This is a genomic window from Agrobacterium sp. 22117 (assembly GCF_052045735.1).
Lineage (GTDB): Bacteria > Pseudomonadota > Alphaproteobacteria > Rhizobiales > Rhizobiaceae > Agrobacterium > Agrobacterium cavarae.
On the sequence record NZ_JBQEPP010000007.1, the window covers coordinates 72,012 to 88,359 of the forward strand.

A 16,348-nucleotide genomic window follows, 5' to 3' on the forward strand; every position below is an offset into this window, starting at 1 on the left:
TTACCACGATGGCCGTCGTTTCCAAGAAAATCCCTGCACCCGACAAAGTTCGTATCCGCACCGCGCTTCTGTCCGTCTCCGACAAGACTGACATTATCGAGCTTGCGGGTGCGCTGGTGAAGCTCGGCGTAAAACTTCTGTCGACCGGCGGCACATCGAAGGCGATTGCCGACGCGGGACTTCCGGTGACGGACGTCTCCGACATCACCAAGTTTCCGGAAATCATGGATGGCCGGGTTAAAACCCTGCACCCCAATGTTCATGGCGGGCTTCTTGCCATTCGTGACGATGCCGAACACCAAGAGGCGATGCGCGCTCACGGCATCGAAGCCATCGATCTTTCGGTCATCAATCTTTACCCGTTCGAAGAGGTTCGCGCCAAGGGCGGTGACTATCCGACGACGGTTGAGAACATCGATATTGGCGGTCCGGCGATGATCCGCGCTTCGGCCAAGAACCATGCCTATGTGACCGTGGTCACCGATCCGACTGACTACCCGGAACTGCTGGAAGCGTTGCAGGCCGATGACGGACAGACATCCTACGCTCTGCGCCAGCGCTTTGCCGCGAAGGCCTATGCACGTACCGCGGCCTACGACGCCGTCATCTCCAACTGGTTCGCAGAAGCTCTCGCAATAGAGACGCCGCATTACCGCGCCATCGGCGGCACGCTGAAGGAAAAGATGCGCTATGGCGAAAACCCGCACCAGAGCGCTGGCTTCTATCTGACAGGCGAGAAGCGCCCGGGCGTTGCGACAGCCACGCTGCTGCAGGGCAAGCAGCTTTCCTACAACAACATCAACGACACGGATGCGGCCTATGAACTGGTCGCCGAGTTCCTGCCTGAGAATGCGCCGGCCGTTGCCATCATCAAGCATGCCAACCCGTGCGGTGTCGCAACGGGTGCCACATTGCTGGAGGCTTACAAGCGCGCCCTTGCCTGCGATCCCGTCTCTGCCTTTGGCGGTGTCATCGCCCTGAACCAGACGCTGGACGCGGAAACGGCAGAAGAGATCATCCAGCTTTTCACCGAAGTCATCATCGCGCCGGACGTTACGGAAGAGGCAAAGGCGATCGTTGCGCGCAAGCCCAACCTCCGTCTTCTCTCCGCCGGTGGTCTGCCTGACCCACGCGCGGCTGGCATCACTGCCAAGACGGTGTCGGGTGGCCTACTGGTCCAGAGCCGTGACAATGGCATGGTGGAAGACCTCGATCTGAAGGTCGTCACCAAGCGTGCACCGACGGCGCAGGAACTCGAAGACATGAAGTTTGCCTTCAAGATTGCCAAGCACGTGAAGTCGAATGCCGTGATCTATGCCAAGGACGGACAGACGGCCGGTATCGGCGCTGGTCAGATGAGCCGCGTGGACTCCGCTCGCATCGCTGCGCAGAAGGCAGAAGATGCTGCCAAGGCCATGGGCGTAGTAGAGCCTCTCACCAAGGGCTCGGCCGTTGCGTCGGAAGCCTTTTATCCCTTTGCCGATGGCCTTCTGGCCGCTATTGCCGCTGGTGCAACGGCTGTTATCCAGCCTGGTGGCTCCATGCGCGACCAAGAAGTAATCGACGCAGCCGATGCCCATAATGTGACGATGGTCTTCACCGGCATGCGCCACTTCCGCCACTAAAAAATATCGCGAAAAAAGCAGAAGGCCCGGAGAGCGATCCCCGGGCCTAATTTTATGTCCGATGTTTCATGTGAAACGTCAGGTCACGGCACCGACCTGCCATGGCACGAATTCGTTGTCGCCGTAGTCGTAGATTTCACTGACGGTCTGCTCGCCCGAGGCCACTGCAATGATGTGATCGAAGATGCGCTGTCCGGCTTCCTCAATGGTCTCTTTGCCGGTGACGATATCGCCGCAGTTGATATCCATGTCCTCCTTCATGTGTTCGTACATTTCGGAGTTGGTGGCGATCTTGATGCAGGGTGATGGCTTGAAGCCGGACACCGAGCCGCGTCCGGTGGTAAAACAGATGACATTGCAGCCGCCTGCTACTTGGCCCGTGACCGCAACGGGGTCATAGCCGGGGGTATCCATGAAGACGAAGCCGGGTTCGGTGACCGTTTCGGCAAACTCGTAGACGGCCTTCAGCGGCATGGAGCCGCCCTTGGCAACGGCGCCGAGTGATTTCTCCAGAATGGTGGTCAGGCCACCCAGCTTGTTGCCGTGGGACGGGTTGTTGTTCAGCTCGTCGCCATTGCGGGCGGTGTAATCCCGCCACCAGTCGATGCGCTGCAGCAGCTTCTCGGCGACCGCCGGCGTGACGGCGCGGCGGGTCAGGAGGTGTTCTGCACCGTAGATTTCCGGTGTTTCAGCCAGAACAGTGGTGCCGCCGTTCCGAACGATGAGGTCCGAAGCGTAGCCGAGAGCCGGGTTCGCCGAAATCCCCGAATAGCCATCCGAACCACCGCATTCGAGCGCCAGCTTCAGTTTCGACAGCGGCTGTTCGGTGCGCTTTGCCGCGTTGACGATGGGCAGCATCTCCTTGATGTTGGCGATGGCTGCTTCGATCGTCTTGCGCGTGCCGCCATGCTGCTGGATCGTCATGGTCCGCAGGCGGTCGCCCTCTTCCATCTTGTAGTGTTCGAGGATCGGCGCGATCTGGTTCGTCTCACAGCCAAGGCCGATCAGCAGGATGCCGCCGAAATTCGGATGTCGGGCGTAGCCCTGGATGGTGCGGATCAGCAGGCGGTAGCCTTCGGACTTGGTGTTGAGCGCGCAGCCCGTTCCATGGGTCAGCGCCACGACGCCATCGACATTGTCAAAACCGACAAGGCCGCCTTCTTTGTTGAAATAGTCGGCTATGTAACGCGACACGGTCGCCGAACAGTTCACCGAGGCAATGACGCCGATATAGTTGCGCGTGCCGGCACCGCCCGTTCCACGATCGTACCCCATGAAGGTCCGGCGTTCAGCTTCTGGCAGCATGCCCTTTTCTTCGATGTCGACGCTGAACTGGTGTGAATGCTCCGATGGGACCATGGCAAGGTTGTGCAGGTGGACGTGGCGCCCTGCCTCGATGTCCTGCGTGGCGACGCCAATCACCTGACCATATTTGATTACTTCTTCGCCGGACTTGATCGGCTTCAGGGCCACCTTGTGCCCGCGCCCGATCAGATCAAGTGCCTTCAGGTCTCCGCGCCCGATATCCGTGTCTTTGGGAATGGGCCGACGGGCAACTGCAACATTGTCCTTGGTGTTCAGCAGAATTGTAGCTTCGGTATTCTCAGTCACTCTTTTCCTCCTCCCGACAGATTGTCTGCCGAGGCATGTCTTGAATTACGTATCGATCCAGCGCCGTCGTGAGCTTTCCAAGTGAATGCGCATGGCAGCCTGTGCCAGCAGCGGATCGCGGCTTTCCAGCGCGGCCAGAATGGCCTCGTGTTCCTGCAGCGCATAGGTCCACGTGCCGCGGTCCTCGAACCTCACCCGCAACTGGGTCGAGATCGGGCTGTGCCTGTCATCGAAGAGATCTCCGACCAAGCGCGCGAGGACCGTGTTTCCTGATTGTTCGGCGATGGTCGCGTGAAACTTTCTATCCTGATCGAGAGGTTTGCGACCTGCTTCGATCTCCTTCCTCATCTCATCGAGCGTTCCTCGCAGCGTCACGAGAGCGGCTTCGTCGATGCGGCTCGCCGCCAGAACGATGGTCGCACCTTCCAGTGTCGAGCGCGCCTGCATGAGTTCAGAAGGGCTATCGCCAAGAGACCGAGTGCTTGCCTGTCGGGCCGCTGTCTCCGTAGACACATAAACGCCGGAGCCCATGCGGATTTCGACGCTTCCGTCGATTTCGAGCGCAATCAGCGCTTCACGCAGGGACGGGCGGGAGACACCGAGCTTCTGGGCCAGATCCCGCTCGGAAGGCAGTCGTGTTCCAGGCTGAAACTCTCCACCGTCGATCAGGTCGCGGATCTGATCGGCGACTTGCTGGTAAAGGCGTCTCGGCTCCAGGATTTTGGCCTGACCATTCATCTGCGGTCCACGGGTGTTCTGAGAAAGGTTGAGATTTGGCCTTACCGTATCCCTTACGGGGGGCATTGGCAAAGATATATTTTATCTCGTTGAAAATATTAAATATTATTTGAATCCAGGAGTTTCCGTTTCTCCGAGATTGCTATACGTGCGAACAAAAAATCACAAATTGGCTTGACCACCAAAAAAATGCGGCCTAACCATTGCCGCCATTGAAGCGCTCTGCGGGAGAACGGAGCGGCTATTGGGAGGTAGCGGATGTCGCAAGGCGCATCGTCCATTTCGAGCCATGATGACACACGGCATGACGCACTTCAGGCGTCCGGTGCGCTTTTGCGCCTCGATGACATCTGCAAGGAATTCCCTGGCGTCAAGGCTCTGAGCGATGTGCGTTTCGACCTGCGCTCCGGCGAAGTTCACGCCGTCTGCGGCGAGAACGGCGCTGGCAAGTCTACGCTGATGAAGATCATCAGCGGCGTCTATCAGCCGACCAGCGGCACGATCCTGCATAAGGGCCAGAAGGTCCAGTACGCCTCGCCGCTCGAATCGGAAGCCGCCGGCATCGCCATCATCCACCAGGAACTCAATCTCGTTCCGCATTTGAGCGTTGCCGAAAACATCTATCTTGCGCGCGAACCGAGAAAAGGTTTCCTAGTCGATCGCAAGAAACTGCGTGCCGACGCCAAACGCTGTCTCGATCGCCTCGGCGTCGATATTCATCCGGATACGCTGGTGCGCGGACTTTCCGTGGCGCAGTGCCAGATGGTGGAAATCGCCAAGGCGCTTTCGCTCGATGCCGAAGTGCTGATCATGGATGAGCCGACTTCGTCGCTGACCGAGCAGGAAACGCGCCTGCTGTTCAAGGTCATCCGCGACCTGAAGGCATCCGGTGTCGGCATCGTCTACATTTCCCACCGTCTGGATGAGATGGCCGAGATCGTCGACCGCGTCACCGTGCTTCGCGATGGACGCTATATCTCGACAGACGATTTCAAGTCGATCACGGTCGATGACATCGTGACCCGCATGGTGGGCCGCTCGCTGGAGGAAAAGTTCCCCGAGCGCACGTCGAAGCCAACGAATGAGGTCATCTTCTCCGTCAAGGGCCTGACGCGCGCCGGCGTTTTCAACGATGTCAATTTCGAATTGCGCCGTGGCGAAATCCTTGGATTTGCCGGCCTGATGGGGGCCGGTCGTACCGAAGTGGCCCGCGCGATTTTCGGAGCGGATGCCTTCGATGCGGGTAGCATCACGTTCGAAGGCCGCGATCTGACGATCAAGTCGCCGCAGGATGCCATCGAACAGGGGCTTGCCTACCTTTCCGAAGACCGCAAGAGCGACGGCCTGGCGGTCAAGATGTCGGTTGCTGCCAATACCTCGCTTGCCAATATGGACGAGGTCTCCAACCGCTTCGGTCTGATCGACTTCAAGAAGCACGACGAGGTCGCAAAGCATTATGTCGATCTCTTGAATGTTCGCACGCCCTCGATCAAGCAGACGGTTCGCCTTCTGTCCGGCGGCAACCAGCAGAAGATCATCATCGGCAAGTGGCTGTTCCGCCAGTCGCGCATCCTGTTCTTCGATGAGCCAACGCGTGGCATCGATGTCGGTGCGAAATTCGCCATCTACAAGATCATGGATGAACTCGCAGCACGCGGCATTGGCGTCATCCTCATCAGCTCGGAACTGCCCGAAGTGTTGGGGCTGACGGATCGTATCGCGGTGTTCCACGAGGGAACTATTACCGGCGTGCTGGAAACGGCCAAGACCAATCAAGAAGAAATCATGCGCTATGCCTCCGGCTATAGCCGCAAGGCGCAATGAGGTAAGACATGTCGAAATCACCAGAACCCGTTAAGACCCCCTCGCTCAGCGACAGACAGAAGGACATCATCCAGAAGTTTGCCGCACTCGGCAGCCTCGTGGTGCTGGCCATTGTGTTTTCGGCCACCAGCAGCGCCTTCTTCAGCGTTAACAACGCCATGACGATCGCTCTGCAGGTCACGTCGATCGCGCTTTTGGGTATTGGTGCAACCTGCGTCATCATCACCGGCGGCATCGACTTGTCCGTTGGTTCGGTTCTGGCATTGGCAGGCGTTGTCGCAGCACTGGCGGTGAAGGAACTCGGCATGCCGGTTCCGGTCGGCATGTTCCTCGGCATTCTGACGGGTTCGCTCTGCGGTCTGATCAACGGCTTCCTTGTCACACGCTTCAAGCTGCCGCCTTTCATCGCAACGCTTGGCATGATGTTGATTGCCCGTGGCGTGGCGCTGCAGATCACCGGTGCTCGTGCTGTCTCTGGTCTCGGCGAATCCTTTGGCGAACTTGGCAACGGCGCCCTCTTCCGCATCGTCAATATCGGTGACGATGGGTTCCCGAATGTGGTCTTCCCGGGCATTCCCTACCCCGTCATCCTGATGGTCGTCATTGCTCTTGCTGTGGCCTTCATGCTGAACCGCTCGGTTCTCGGACGCCACATCTATGCGGTCGGCTCCAATGCCGAAGCGGCTCGCCTCTCCGGCGTCAATGTCGCCCGCGTCACCAATTTCACCTACGTTCTTTCCGGCACGCTTGCTGGTCTGACGGGCTGCGTACTGATGTCGCGCCTTGTCACCGCACAGCCGAACGAAGGTGTCATGTACGAACTTGATGCCATCGCCAGCGCCGTCATCGGCGGTACCTCGCTGATCGGCGGCGTCGGAACGATTTCAGGGACAGCAATCGGTGCGTTCGTCATCGGTATCCTGCGCAACGGTCTCAACATGAACGGGGTCTCTGCCTTTACGCAGCAGATCATCATCGGCCTCGTCATCTTGATGACAGTCTGGATCGACCAGTTGCGCAATCGCCGCTGATTGCACTGCTAAGCGTCTGAAAAGGGTGCGGACCCTATCCGCGGGACAGCCGGTGTCGAGAAGAGGAGCTCTCCCTTCGCCGGTACAATGGAGGAAGACATGAAGAAACTGACCACTGTTCTTTTGACATCCGTGATTGCGCTTTGGAGCGTCTCCGCGGTTCAGGCCGGCGAAATCGCCGTCATCGTCAAGACCGTCAACTCGACATTCTGGCAGAACGTCCAGAAGGGCGCCGACGCTGCGATGAAGAACGCCAAGGGTGAAACGATGACCTTCCAGGGTCCGGCGTCCGAATCCGCCATTGCCGACCAGGTGAACATGGTTGAAAACGCGGTCAACCGTAAGGTGGACGGCATCGTGCTTGCACCTTCCGATCCGGACGCTCTTCTGCCAGCCGTCAAGAAGGCATGGGAAGCGCGCATTCCGGTCGTTCTGATCGACTCGCAGCTGGCCAAGGGTGGCGAGCAGTACTACCAGTCGTTCCTGGCGACCGACAACAAGAAGGCCGGTGAGCTTGCCGCCGAAGAAATGATCAAGAAAGTCGGCAAGGAAGGCAAGATCGCCGTCATGTCGTACGTTGCCGGTGCTGGTTCTGAAATCGGTCGCGTCGGTGGCTTCGTCGACTACATCAAGGCGAATTCCAAGCTCCAGATCGTTGGCCCTTACTACTCTCAGTCCCAGATGGCGACCGCTCTGAACCAGACCACCGATGTTCTGGCCGCCAACCCTGATCTGAAGGGCATCTTTGGCGCCAACGAGCCGACCGCAATCGGTGTTGGCCGCGCGCTTGCTCAGTCCGGCAAGGCTGGCAAGGTCGTTGCCATCGGCTTCGACGGTAACGAAGATCTCCAGAACTTCGTCAAGGACGGCACGCTGTCTGCGATCGTCGTACAGGGTTCCTACCAGATGGGCGAAAAGGGCGTTGAAACCGTCGAAAAGCTCATCAAGAAGGAAAAGGTCGAGAAGTTCGTCGATACCGGTGTCGTCGTCGTCACCAAGGAAAACATCGACAAGCCGGAAGCCAAGAACGTTCTGTACTAACAACGTCTTCTGCCACGCCTGAGCTGGTCTTGGGCGTGACAGGAACTTCCTTTGAGAAGACCAAAGCAGATGGTTGCATCGTGTGCGGCCATCTCCACCAAACGATAAATGTGAAAGTGCCCGCCATGAAGGTCTCCGATAAACGCAAACTGCCCCATAGAGATGTCGAAGTGACCATCATGGGCCTCGGCTGTGCGCAGATGGGCAACCTCTATCGCCTCACGCCTTATGAGGAATCCAAGGGCGCTTTCGACAAGGCCTGGGACAGCGGCATGCGTTATTTCGATACCGCGCCCTTCTACGGCTATACCCGCTCCGAGCGTCGTCTCGGCACGATGGTGACGGAGCATGACCGCAGTGAATATACGCTCAGCACCAAGGTCGGCCGTGTCATGGTGCCGGATGAAACCGTCGGACCGGAAGAAGATACCTATGTCGCACCGCTCCCTTTCCGGCCGGTCTACGACTATTCCTACGACGCCATAATGCGCTCCTTCGAGGCGAGCCAGCAGCGTCTCGGCGTCCTCAAGCCCGACATTCTCTATATCCACGACATCGGCCCTTACACCCACGGCGACAAGCACCAGCATTATTGGGATCAGTTGACGACGGGCGGTGGATTCAAGGCTCTTGGCAAGCTGCGCGACGAAGGCTCGACGAAAGCCGTCGGTCTTGGCGTCAACGAGTGGGAAGTGGTTCGCGATGCCATGGAGGTGTTCGACATCGACGCCGCCATGCTCGCCGGTCGTTATACGCTGCTCGAGCAGCAGAGCCTGAGCTTCATGAATGCCTGCGCCGAAAAGGGTGTCGGCATTGTCATTGCTGGTGCCTTCAATTCCGGCATTCTGGCCGGTAATCGCAAGTTCAATTACAAGGACGCACCGGCCGAGCTTCTGGCACGGGTTGATGCACTGCATGATGTCTGCGAGGAGATGGGTGTATCGCTTCAGGCGGCCGCACTGCAGTTCCCGCTCGCTCATCCCGCCTCGGTGACCGTCGTCTCCGGCGCGCGCAATGCTGAGCAGTTGACCTCCAACATCGCCTGGTTCGAGCAGGACATTCCGGATGCGTTCTGGGCCGAGTTGCACCGCCGCGGTCTGATCGCCGAAGGTTCACCCGTCCCAGGGGCAAAGGGCTGACGCCATGCTCATCGATGCACATCAGCATTTCTGGCTGCTGAAAGACCGGCAGGGCCAGTGGCCGCCAGCGTCGCTTGAGGCGATCTACCGGGACTTCCTGCCCGCAGATCTCCAGCCCTTGCTGGAGAAGGCGGGTGTGTCCGGTACGGTGCTGGTGCAGACGATGGAAAGCGCTGCCGACACGGATTTCATGCTAACGCTTGCCGATGACAACAGCTTCATCAAGGGTGTTGTCGGTTGGGTGGATATGAAGGCTGCGGATGCGCCGCAGGACATCGCCCGACTTGCCTCTCACCGCGCGCTGAAAGGCGTGCGTCCGATGTTGCAGGATATTGCCGACGTTCAGTGGATCGACGATCCGGCACTTGACCCTGCTGTCGAAGCGCTGGTCGAGAAGGGCCTTGTTTTCGATGCGCTCGTTCTTCCGCCGCATCTGACCCATCTGCTACGTTTTGCCAGCCGTCACCCGGCATTGAAAATCGTCATCGATCATGGCGCGAAGCCCAAGATCGCGACAGGCCATTATGTCGAATGGCGCAGAGACATGGACGTTCTTGCCGCCCTGCCCAACGTTTACTGCAAACTCTCCGGTCTTCTGGTGGAGCGCGGCGATCAGAAGCCAGAAGCGGTTCGGCCCTATGCTGAAACGATCCTCGAGCTGTTTGGCCCTGAGCGGGTGATTTTTGGCAGCGACTGGCCGGTGATCCGGCTGGCTGGCGATTATCAGGGCTGGCTGGATTTTTGCCGCGATGTGGTTCCGCAAGAGCACCACGCCAAGGTTTTCGGCGGAAACGCCATCGATTTTTATTCTCTTTCGGACAGGTGATTCATGCTGGCGATCTTTTGCGACAAACCCGGTCTCCTCGTTTCCAAGGAACTGCCGAAGCCGCCGCGTGCGGAGAATGAAGTTCTTGTCCGGATTCGTCGTATCGGCGTGTGCGGCACGGATCTGCACATCTTCACCGGTAACCAGCCCTACCTCTCCTATCCGCGTATCATGGGCCATGAACTGTCCGGTACGGTCGAGGAAGCGCCTGAGGGAAGCAGCCTTTCGACCGGCGATATCGTCACCATCATACCCTACATGTCCTGCGGCCATTGCAGTGCCTGCCTGAAGGGCAAGAGCAATTGCTGCCGTAACATCGGCGTGCTCGGCGTGCATCGCGATGGCGGCATGGTGGAGTATCTGAGCGTGCCGCAGCAATTCGTGCTGAAGGCGGAAGGTCTCTCCCTCGATCAGGCCGCCATGACGGAGTTCCTGGCAATCGGCGCGCATGCGGTGCGTCGCGGTGCGGTCGAAAAGGACCAGCATGTGCTGATCGTCGGCGCCGGTCCGATCGGCATGGCCGTTGCCGTCTTTGCCGTGATGAATGGTGCGACGGTGACGATGATCGACAGCCGCGAAGACCGGCTATCCTTCTGCCGCGATCATCTCGGCGTCTCCAATATCGTGCAGCTCGGCGAAGGCGACAAGGATCGTCTGAGCGAGATCACCGAAGGCAATTTCTTCGATGTCGTCTTCGACGCCACGGGCAATCCGAAGGCCATGGAGCACGGCTTTTCCTTTGTCGGCCATGGCGGGGCCTATGTCCTCGTCTCCATCGTCGCCAGCGATATCAGCTTCAATGACCCGGAATTCCACAAGCGCGAGACGACATTGCTTGGTAGCCGCAATGCCACGCCGGAAGATTTCGAGCGGGTGCTGCAAGCCCTGCGTGACGGTCGCGTGCCGGACGCTCTCATCACCCACCGCATGACGCTCGCCGAAGTGCCAGCCAACTTCGCCGGCTTGACCGACCCACGCGCCGGCGTCATCAAAGGCATGGTGGAAGTGGCCTGAACGACCGACGAGCCTCTCATATTCAATGACCCCTGACCGCGAGTAAACGGCCATGACCAAGATTACCGACCTGCGCGTTTTCGATCTGCGCTTCCCCACCTCACAGAGCCTTGACGGCTCGGATGCGATGAATCCGGATCCGGATTACTCCGCGGCCTACGTCATTCTCGATACGGATGAGCCTTCGCTGAAGGGGCACGGACTGACCTTCACCATTGGTCGCGGTAACGACATCTGCTGCATGGCGATCAAGGCGATGCGTCATCTGGTTGTTGGAACCGATCTCGCCACCGTCATCGAGAACCCCGGCAAATATTGGCGCCACCTGACGAGCGACAGCCAGCTGCGCTGGATCGGTCCAGACAAGGGCGCCATGCATCTGGCCACCGGTGCAGTCGTCAACGCCGTCTGGGATCTGCTTGCGAAGCAGGCTGGCAAGCCGGTGTGGCAGTTCGTTGCCGATATGAGCGCCGAAGAGATCGCCGATATCGTCGACTATCGCTATCTGACCGATGTTCTGACGCGCGATGATGCGCTCGCCATCCTGAAGAAGGCGGAAGCCGGAAAGAAGGAGCGCGTCGATATCCTGAAAGCCGAGGGTTACGCCTGCTATACCACTTCGGCCGGTTGGCTCGGTTACAGCGACGAGAAGCTGCGTCGCCTTTGCCATGAGGCGATCGATGCCGGCTTCAACCACGTAAAGATGAAGGTCGGCCGTGATCTGGAGGACGATATTCGTCGCCTCACCATTGCCCGTGAGGTCATCGGTCCTGATCGCTATCTGATGATCGATGCCAACCAGGTCTGGGAAGTCGATCAGGCCATCGAGTGGGTCAACAAGCTTGCCTTCTGCAAGCCCTTCTTCATCGAAGAGCCGACAAGCCCGGACGATATTGCCGGTCACCGCAAGATCCGCCAGGCCATCGGCTCTGTGAAGGTCGCGACCGGCGAAATGTGCCAGAACCGCATCATGTTCAAGCAGTTCATCGCCGAAGGCGCGATCGACGTCGTGCAGATCGACAGCTGCCGCATGGGTGGTCTGAACGAAGTTCTGGCCGTTCTGCTGATCGCCGCGAAATACAATCTGCCCGTCTGGCCGCACGCCGGTGGCGTGGGTCTGTGCGAATATGTGCAGCACCTGTCGATGATCGACTATCTGGTCGTCTCCGGTACCAAGGAAGGGCGCGTGATCGAGTATGTTGATCACCTGCACGAGCACTTCTTTGAGCCATGCGATATCCAGAACGCCGCTTACATGCCGCCAAAGATGGCTGGCTTCTCTATCGAGATGAAGCCGGAGTCGATTGAGGCTTATACCTTCAAAGGCTGAGGTTCCGATTTCTCCTCCCGGACCCCATTATGCTCGGGCTCGTCCCGAGCATTTTTTTAACCAGAGACAGGAGCGATTCAAAGCTCTGAAAGAGCAGCTTGGAGCCTGTCCCACTCCGCTTCCTTACCGGGAAGACCAAAGCGCATATCGTTCGGACGCTCATCGAAGATGCGGACGAGAATGCCTTTATTGGCAAGCTGGGCGAACAGGGCGGCTGCCCGTGCATCACGCACGAGACGAAAAAGGCTGGTGCCGCCCACAACGGTCAGACCTGCGCTCGTCAATATTGCATCGAGGCGCGTGACTTCTTTCCTTAGCCGGAGTCGCATGGCGTCACGCCAGCCATTGTCCGCCAGCGCTTCCGCCGCCACATGCAGCGCCGGGCCTGAGACGGCCCACGGCCCCAGGCGCTGCTCCAGCCGTGCGGCAATCTCCGGATGTGCAACGGCAAAGCCGAGGCGTAACCCCGCCATTCCGTAGAATTTTCCAAAGGATCGCAGGACGATCAGCCCATCGATCCCCGTGGCGTCGGCCAAGCTTGCACCATAGCCGGTTTCGATAAAGGCCTCATCGATCACCAGCAGGCCGCTTTTGCGGCTCATCTCGGAGGCAAGAGCTGAGAGCTCGCTCCGCCCCACGACCCGACCATCCGGGTTGTTCGGATTGATGACGACGGCGTAGTCGAAGTCTGAGAGGTCTGAGAAATTGGACACCTCCGCAACGTCGAGGTCCGCCATTCGCGCCGTTCTGGCATGTTCCGCGTAAGCGGGTGTGAGAACCGCTGCTCGTTTTGCACCTCGTTGCAGGGCGAGTTCTGCCAGCAACGGCATCAGCATCTGCGTTCCAGGTGCAGCGACAATATGCGCCGCAGAGGGCGCGCCGAAGGCTGCGGCGGCAACTTCCTTCAAGCGGTTCAATGCGGAAGGTTCGGGCAGGCGGGCAAAGGCGCTGGCAGGAATGGCAGAATGCGGATAGGAATGCGGATTGATCCCCGTGGAAAGGTCGATCCAGGGTTCCGGCGCCAGCGGAAAAGACGCCCGCGCCCGCCCCAGATCGCCACCATGACGGATCGCAGCCTGCATAGTCACCGGTCCCGTATCGCCCATGTTCTTTGCTCTCGCTTTCCTGTCGCTTCTGATCGAACGCCTTGTCGGCTATCCCGACTGGCTGTTTCGCCGCATCGGTCATCCGGTCACATGGATTGGTTCGCTTATCGCGCTGCTTGACAGAAAATGGAACCGGGAACAGGGATCATTTTCCAATCGTGAAGCCAAAGGCGTGCTGGCGCTTGTGGTCTTTCTCGGCGTCACCGTCTCCATCGCGCTCGCTTTGCAGAATGTCCTTCTGGTTCTTCCGCTGGGCTTGTTGCTGGTCGCCGTCGTCGGTGCTTCGCTTCCAGCACAAAAAAGCCTGGAGCAACATGTCGAGGCGGTCGCCACTGCGCTGGAAAGCGAAGGTCTCGAAGGCGGCAGGAGAGCCGTGTCGATGATCGTTGGCCGCGATCCTGATCAGCTGGATGAGGCGGCGGTGTGCCGGGCGGCCATCGAAAGCCTGGCGGAGAATTTTTCCGATGGCATTGTGGCACCATCCTTCTGGCTCGGTCTGCTCGGGCTGCCGGGCGGTGCTGGCTACAAGGCCATCAATACGGCTGACAGCATGATCGGCCACCGCACGCCGCGCCATGAGGCCTTCGGCTGGGCTTCAGCGCGGCTGGACGATTTGGTGAACCTTCCCGCCTCGCGCCTGACGGCTTGTTTGTTCATCCTCGCTGCCGTCTTCGTCAAGGGCGCCTCACCGCAAGGTGCCCTGCGTGCAGTCGCGCGCGATGCGAAGCACCATCGTTCGCCCAATGCCGGCTGGCCGGAATCGGCGCTGGCGGGTGCGCTTGGTTTTGCGCTTGCCGGGCCGCGTTCCTATGGCGGACAGATGATGCAGGCGCGCTTCATGGGCGAAGGGGGACGACGGAATTTGACCGCTGCCGATATTCGCCAGGCGCTGAAACTTGCGCGGGTCGCCGATGCGCTGTTGATCGGGCTCTTCGGCTTTTTGGCGTTGGTTACCGTGCTATAGACAGCAGCGCGTCGAGATCGAGGTGGCGCTCCATATGGTCCGCCAACCGATCCAGAACGGCATCCACCTGCGCTTCGTAATTCAGGGAAGATGATTGCCCGCCAAGCCTTTGCAGCCAGGCGCTGCGCTGTCCGTCATCGGCAAACAGACCATGGACGTAGGTGCCGAAAACGCGACCGTCCGCTGAGATTGCACCATCGACGTGATTGCCGATCGTGGCAAAGGGACGATTGCAGTCATCGCCCTTCGTCACACCCACATGCATCTCATAGCCGGAAAATGCCTGACCATCGAAGCTGCGCCCTTCGACCGAGACCAGCCTCTTGTCTCCCGTCAGCACCGTTTCGACATTCAGCAAGCCAAGCCCATCAACGGTAGAAGGCGGACCTTCCATGCCGTCCGGGTCCGATAAGACACGTCCAAGCATCTGATAGCCGCCGCAAAGACCAAGCACGGCACCACCACGGCGAAGATGCGCGTGGATGTCGATATCGAAACCGGCCTGCTTCAGGACAGAGAGATCGGCAATCGTCGATTTCGATCCGCAGAGCAGGATGAGGGCGCAATCGCCGGGAATGGCTGTCCCGGGACGCACGCGCACCAGTTCGACATCCGGCTCCATATCGAGTGGATCGAGATCGTCGAAGTTCGAGATATGTGGGAGGATCGGCACGGCGATGCGGATTTTCGCATCGGGCTTCGATTGGCCGTTGCCGGTCAAACCCAGCGCATCTTCGGCAGGCAGACGGGCCGCCTCGGCAAAATGTGGCAGGAGGCCGATGGAGCTCCAGCCAGTATGCTGGGCAATAATGCGCATGCCTTCATCGAACAGCGAAGGATCGCCGCGAAAACGGTTGACGATGAAGCCCTCGATCATCGAGGCGTCGTCCGCATCCACCACCGTCTTCGTGCCGACGAGGCTGGCAATAACCCCTCCCCGGTCGATATCGCCGATCAGGATCACGGGAACATCGGCTGCGCGGGCAAATCCCATATTGGCAATGTCGTTGGCGCGCAGATTGACTTCCGATGCGCTGCCGGCGCCTTCGACCAGCACCAGATCAGCGTGGGTCTTCAGGTGCTCGAAGCTTTCCAGCACCCGGGGCATCAGCCCGGCCTTCATCTGTTGATAGTCGGCTGCTTTCGCATTGCCGAGAATTTTCCCCTGAACCACGACCTGCGCACCTGTTTCGCTCTGAGGCTTCAAGAGAACCGGGTTCATGTGCACTGACAGCGGCACGCCAGCGGCGCGCGCTTGCAGAGCTTGCGCCCTTCCAATCTCACCGCCATCGGCTGTGACCGCCGCGTTATTTGACATGTTCTGCGGCTTGAAGGGCAAGACCGAAAGTCCGCGCCGGGTAAAGGCGCGCGCCAGACCCGCCACCATCAGCGACTTGCCGACATCCGAGCCGGTTCCCTGAAACATGATGGATCTGGCGGCCATGGATCAGTACTCGATGCCGGATTGGGCTTTGACGCCCGCCTTGAAGTGATGCTTCACCAGCGTCATCTCCGTCACCATGTCGGCCGCTTCGATCATGAGAGGCTTGGCATTGCGGCCGGTAACGATGACGTGGAGATCGGGGCGGCGGCTCTGCAAGGTGGCGACGACCTCTGTCAGATCGAGATAGTCATAGCGCAGCGCAATGTTCAGCTCGTCCAGCACCAGAAGACCAATCGTGTCGTCGGCCATCAGCATTTTGGCTTCGTCCCAGGCTTTGGTAGCCGCGGCGACGTCGCGCTTCAGATCCTGCGTGTCCCACGTGAAACCTTCGCCCATGGTGCGCCATTCCACCCGGTCGCCGAAAATCGTCAGCGCCTGCTGCTCGCCGGTCGACCACGCACCCTTGATGAACTGAACGATGCCAACCCGTCTGCCCGTGCCGAGCATCCGAAGCGCAAGGCCGAAGGCGGCCGTCGACTTGCCCTTGCCGGGACCGGTATTGACCATCAGCAGACCCTTCTCGATGGTCTTTTCGGCCACTTCCGCATCCTGCACGCTCTTGCGGTTCACCATCTTTTCGCGGTGGCGGGCGGCCTCGCTGTCGCTGATCTCGCGTGTCATGATGTCCCACGTCCTTCCGAGCCGTTTTTTTAAA

At 59.3% G+C, this 16,348-nt stretch carries 14 protein-coding genes; 9 read left to right on the forward strand and 5 right to left on the reverse strand.

Annotated features, from left to right (window positions below; translation table 11 throughout):
- Positions 1-8 precede the first annotated feature (8 nt).
- Complete coding sequence (gene purH, locus ACTJKV_RS19530) at positions 9-1,625, forward strand: bifunctional phosphoribosylaminoimidazolecarboxamide formyltransferase/IMP cyclohydrolase (protein WP_274103538.1); 1,617 nt, start codon at positions 9-11, stop codon at positions 1,623-1,625.
- A gap of 78 nt (positions 1,626-1,703) precedes the next feature.
- Here purH and ACTJKV_RS19535 read toward each other — a convergent pair whose 3' ends face one another.
- Together ACTJKV_RS19535 and ACTJKV_RS19540 are read right to left on the reverse strand one after the other, a co-directional pair.
- A complete protein-coding gene (locus tag ACTJKV_RS19535; RefSeq protein ID WP_274103536.1) occupies positions 1,704-3,236 on the reverse strand; it encodes a UxaA family hydrolase in 1,533 nt (510 codons plus the stop codon).
- A 45-nt stretch (positions 3,237-3,281) separates the two neighbouring features.
- Positions 3,282-3,974, reverse strand: coding sequence for a FadR/GntR family transcriptional regulator (locus ACTJKV_RS19540; protein WP_062597465.1), 693 nt, complete (start codon positions 3,972-3,974; stop codon positions 3,282-3,284).
- Between the two features lie 258 nt (positions 3,975-4,232).
- On the opposite strand from ACTJKV_RS19540, the gene ACTJKV_RS19545 reads away from it, so the two are divergent.
- The 7 genes from ACTJKV_RS19545 to ACTJKV_RS19575 all read left to right on the forward strand — a co-directional run bounded on the left by ACTJKV_RS19545 (position 4,233) and on the right by ACTJKV_RS19575 (position 12,179).
- On the forward strand, positions 4,233-5,798 hold the full coding sequence (locus ACTJKV_RS19545) for a sugar ABC transporter ATP-binding protein (protein WP_274103534.1): 1,566 nt from the start codon (positions 4,233-4,235) through the stop codon (positions 5,796-5,798).
- Positions 5,799-5,806: 8 nt separating this feature from the next.
- Positions 5,807-6,829, forward strand: a complete 1,023-nt coding sequence (locus tag ACTJKV_RS19550) for an ABC transporter permease (protein WP_062424708.1) — start codon at positions 5,807-5,809, stop codon at positions 6,827-6,829.
- A gap of 99 nt (positions 6,830-6,928) precedes the next feature.
- Entirely contained in the window at positions 6,929-7,870 is a 942-nt protein-coding gene (locus ACTJKV_RS19555) for an ABC transporter substrate-binding protein (protein ID WP_062424800.1), read from the forward strand.
- Positions 7,871-7,995: 125 nt separating this feature from the next.
- Complete coding sequence (locus tag ACTJKV_RS19560; protein ID WP_274103533.1) at positions 7,996-9,009, forward strand: aldo/keto reductase; 1,014 nt, start codon at positions 7,996-7,998, stop codon at positions 9,007-9,009.
- A gap of 4 nt (positions 9,010-9,013) precedes the next feature.
- The gene (locus ACTJKV_RS19565; RefSeq protein WP_274103532.1) at positions 9,014-9,835 is read left to right on the forward strand and encodes an amidohydrolase family protein; all 822 of its coding nucleotides are present in this window, start codon (positions 9,014-9,016) and stop codon (positions 9,833-9,835) included.
- A gap of 3 nt (positions 9,836-9,838) precedes the next feature.
- The gene (locus ACTJKV_RS19570; protein WP_274103531.1) at positions 9,839-10,849 is read left to right on the forward strand and encodes a zinc-binding alcohol dehydrogenase family protein; all 1,011 of its coding nucleotides are present in this window, start codon (positions 9,839-9,841) and stop codon (positions 10,847-10,849) included.
- 52 nt (positions 10,850-10,901) lie between these two features.
- Positions 10,902-12,179: an L-fuconate dehydratase gene (locus tag ACTJKV_RS19575; RefSeq protein WP_274103530.1), complete on the forward strand. Its 1,278-nt coding sequence runs from the start codon at positions 10,902-10,904 to the stop codon at positions 12,177-12,179.
- Positions 12,180-12,256: 77 nt separating this feature from the next.
- Here the strand turns inward: ACTJKV_RS19575 and cobD are convergent, their stop codons facing one another.
- The gene (cobD, locus tag ACTJKV_RS19580; protein ID WP_274103529.1) at positions 12,257-13,285 is read right to left on the reverse strand and encodes a threonine-phosphate decarboxylase CobD; all 1,029 of its coding nucleotides are present in this window, start codon (positions 13,283-13,285) and stop codon (positions 12,257-12,259) included.
- Here cobD and cbiB point away from each other — a divergent pair.
- Entirely contained in the window at positions 13,284-14,249 is a 966-nt protein-coding gene (gene cbiB, locus ACTJKV_RS19585; protein ID WP_274103528.1) for an adenosylcobinamide-phosphate synthase CbiB, read from the forward strand. The genes cobD and cbiB overlap by 2 nt on opposite strands.
- On the opposite strand, the gene ACTJKV_RS19590 is transcribed toward cbiB, so the two are convergent.
- On the reverse strand, positions 14,236-15,693 hold the full coding sequence (locus tag ACTJKV_RS19590) for a cobyric acid synthase (RefSeq protein WP_274103526.1): 1,458 nt from the start codon (positions 15,691-15,693) through the stop codon (positions 14,236-14,238). The two genes, cbiB and ACTJKV_RS19590, sit on opposite strands and share 14 nt — an antisense overlap.
- A 3-nt stretch (positions 15,694-15,696) precedes the next feature.
- Positions 15,697-16,314, reverse strand: coding sequence for a cob(I)yrinic acid a,c-diamide adenosyltransferase (gene cobO, locus ACTJKV_RS19595; protein ID WP_274103525.1), 618 nt, complete (start codon positions 16,312-16,314; stop codon positions 15,697-15,699).
- Positions 16,315-16,348: the final 34 nt, after the last annotated feature.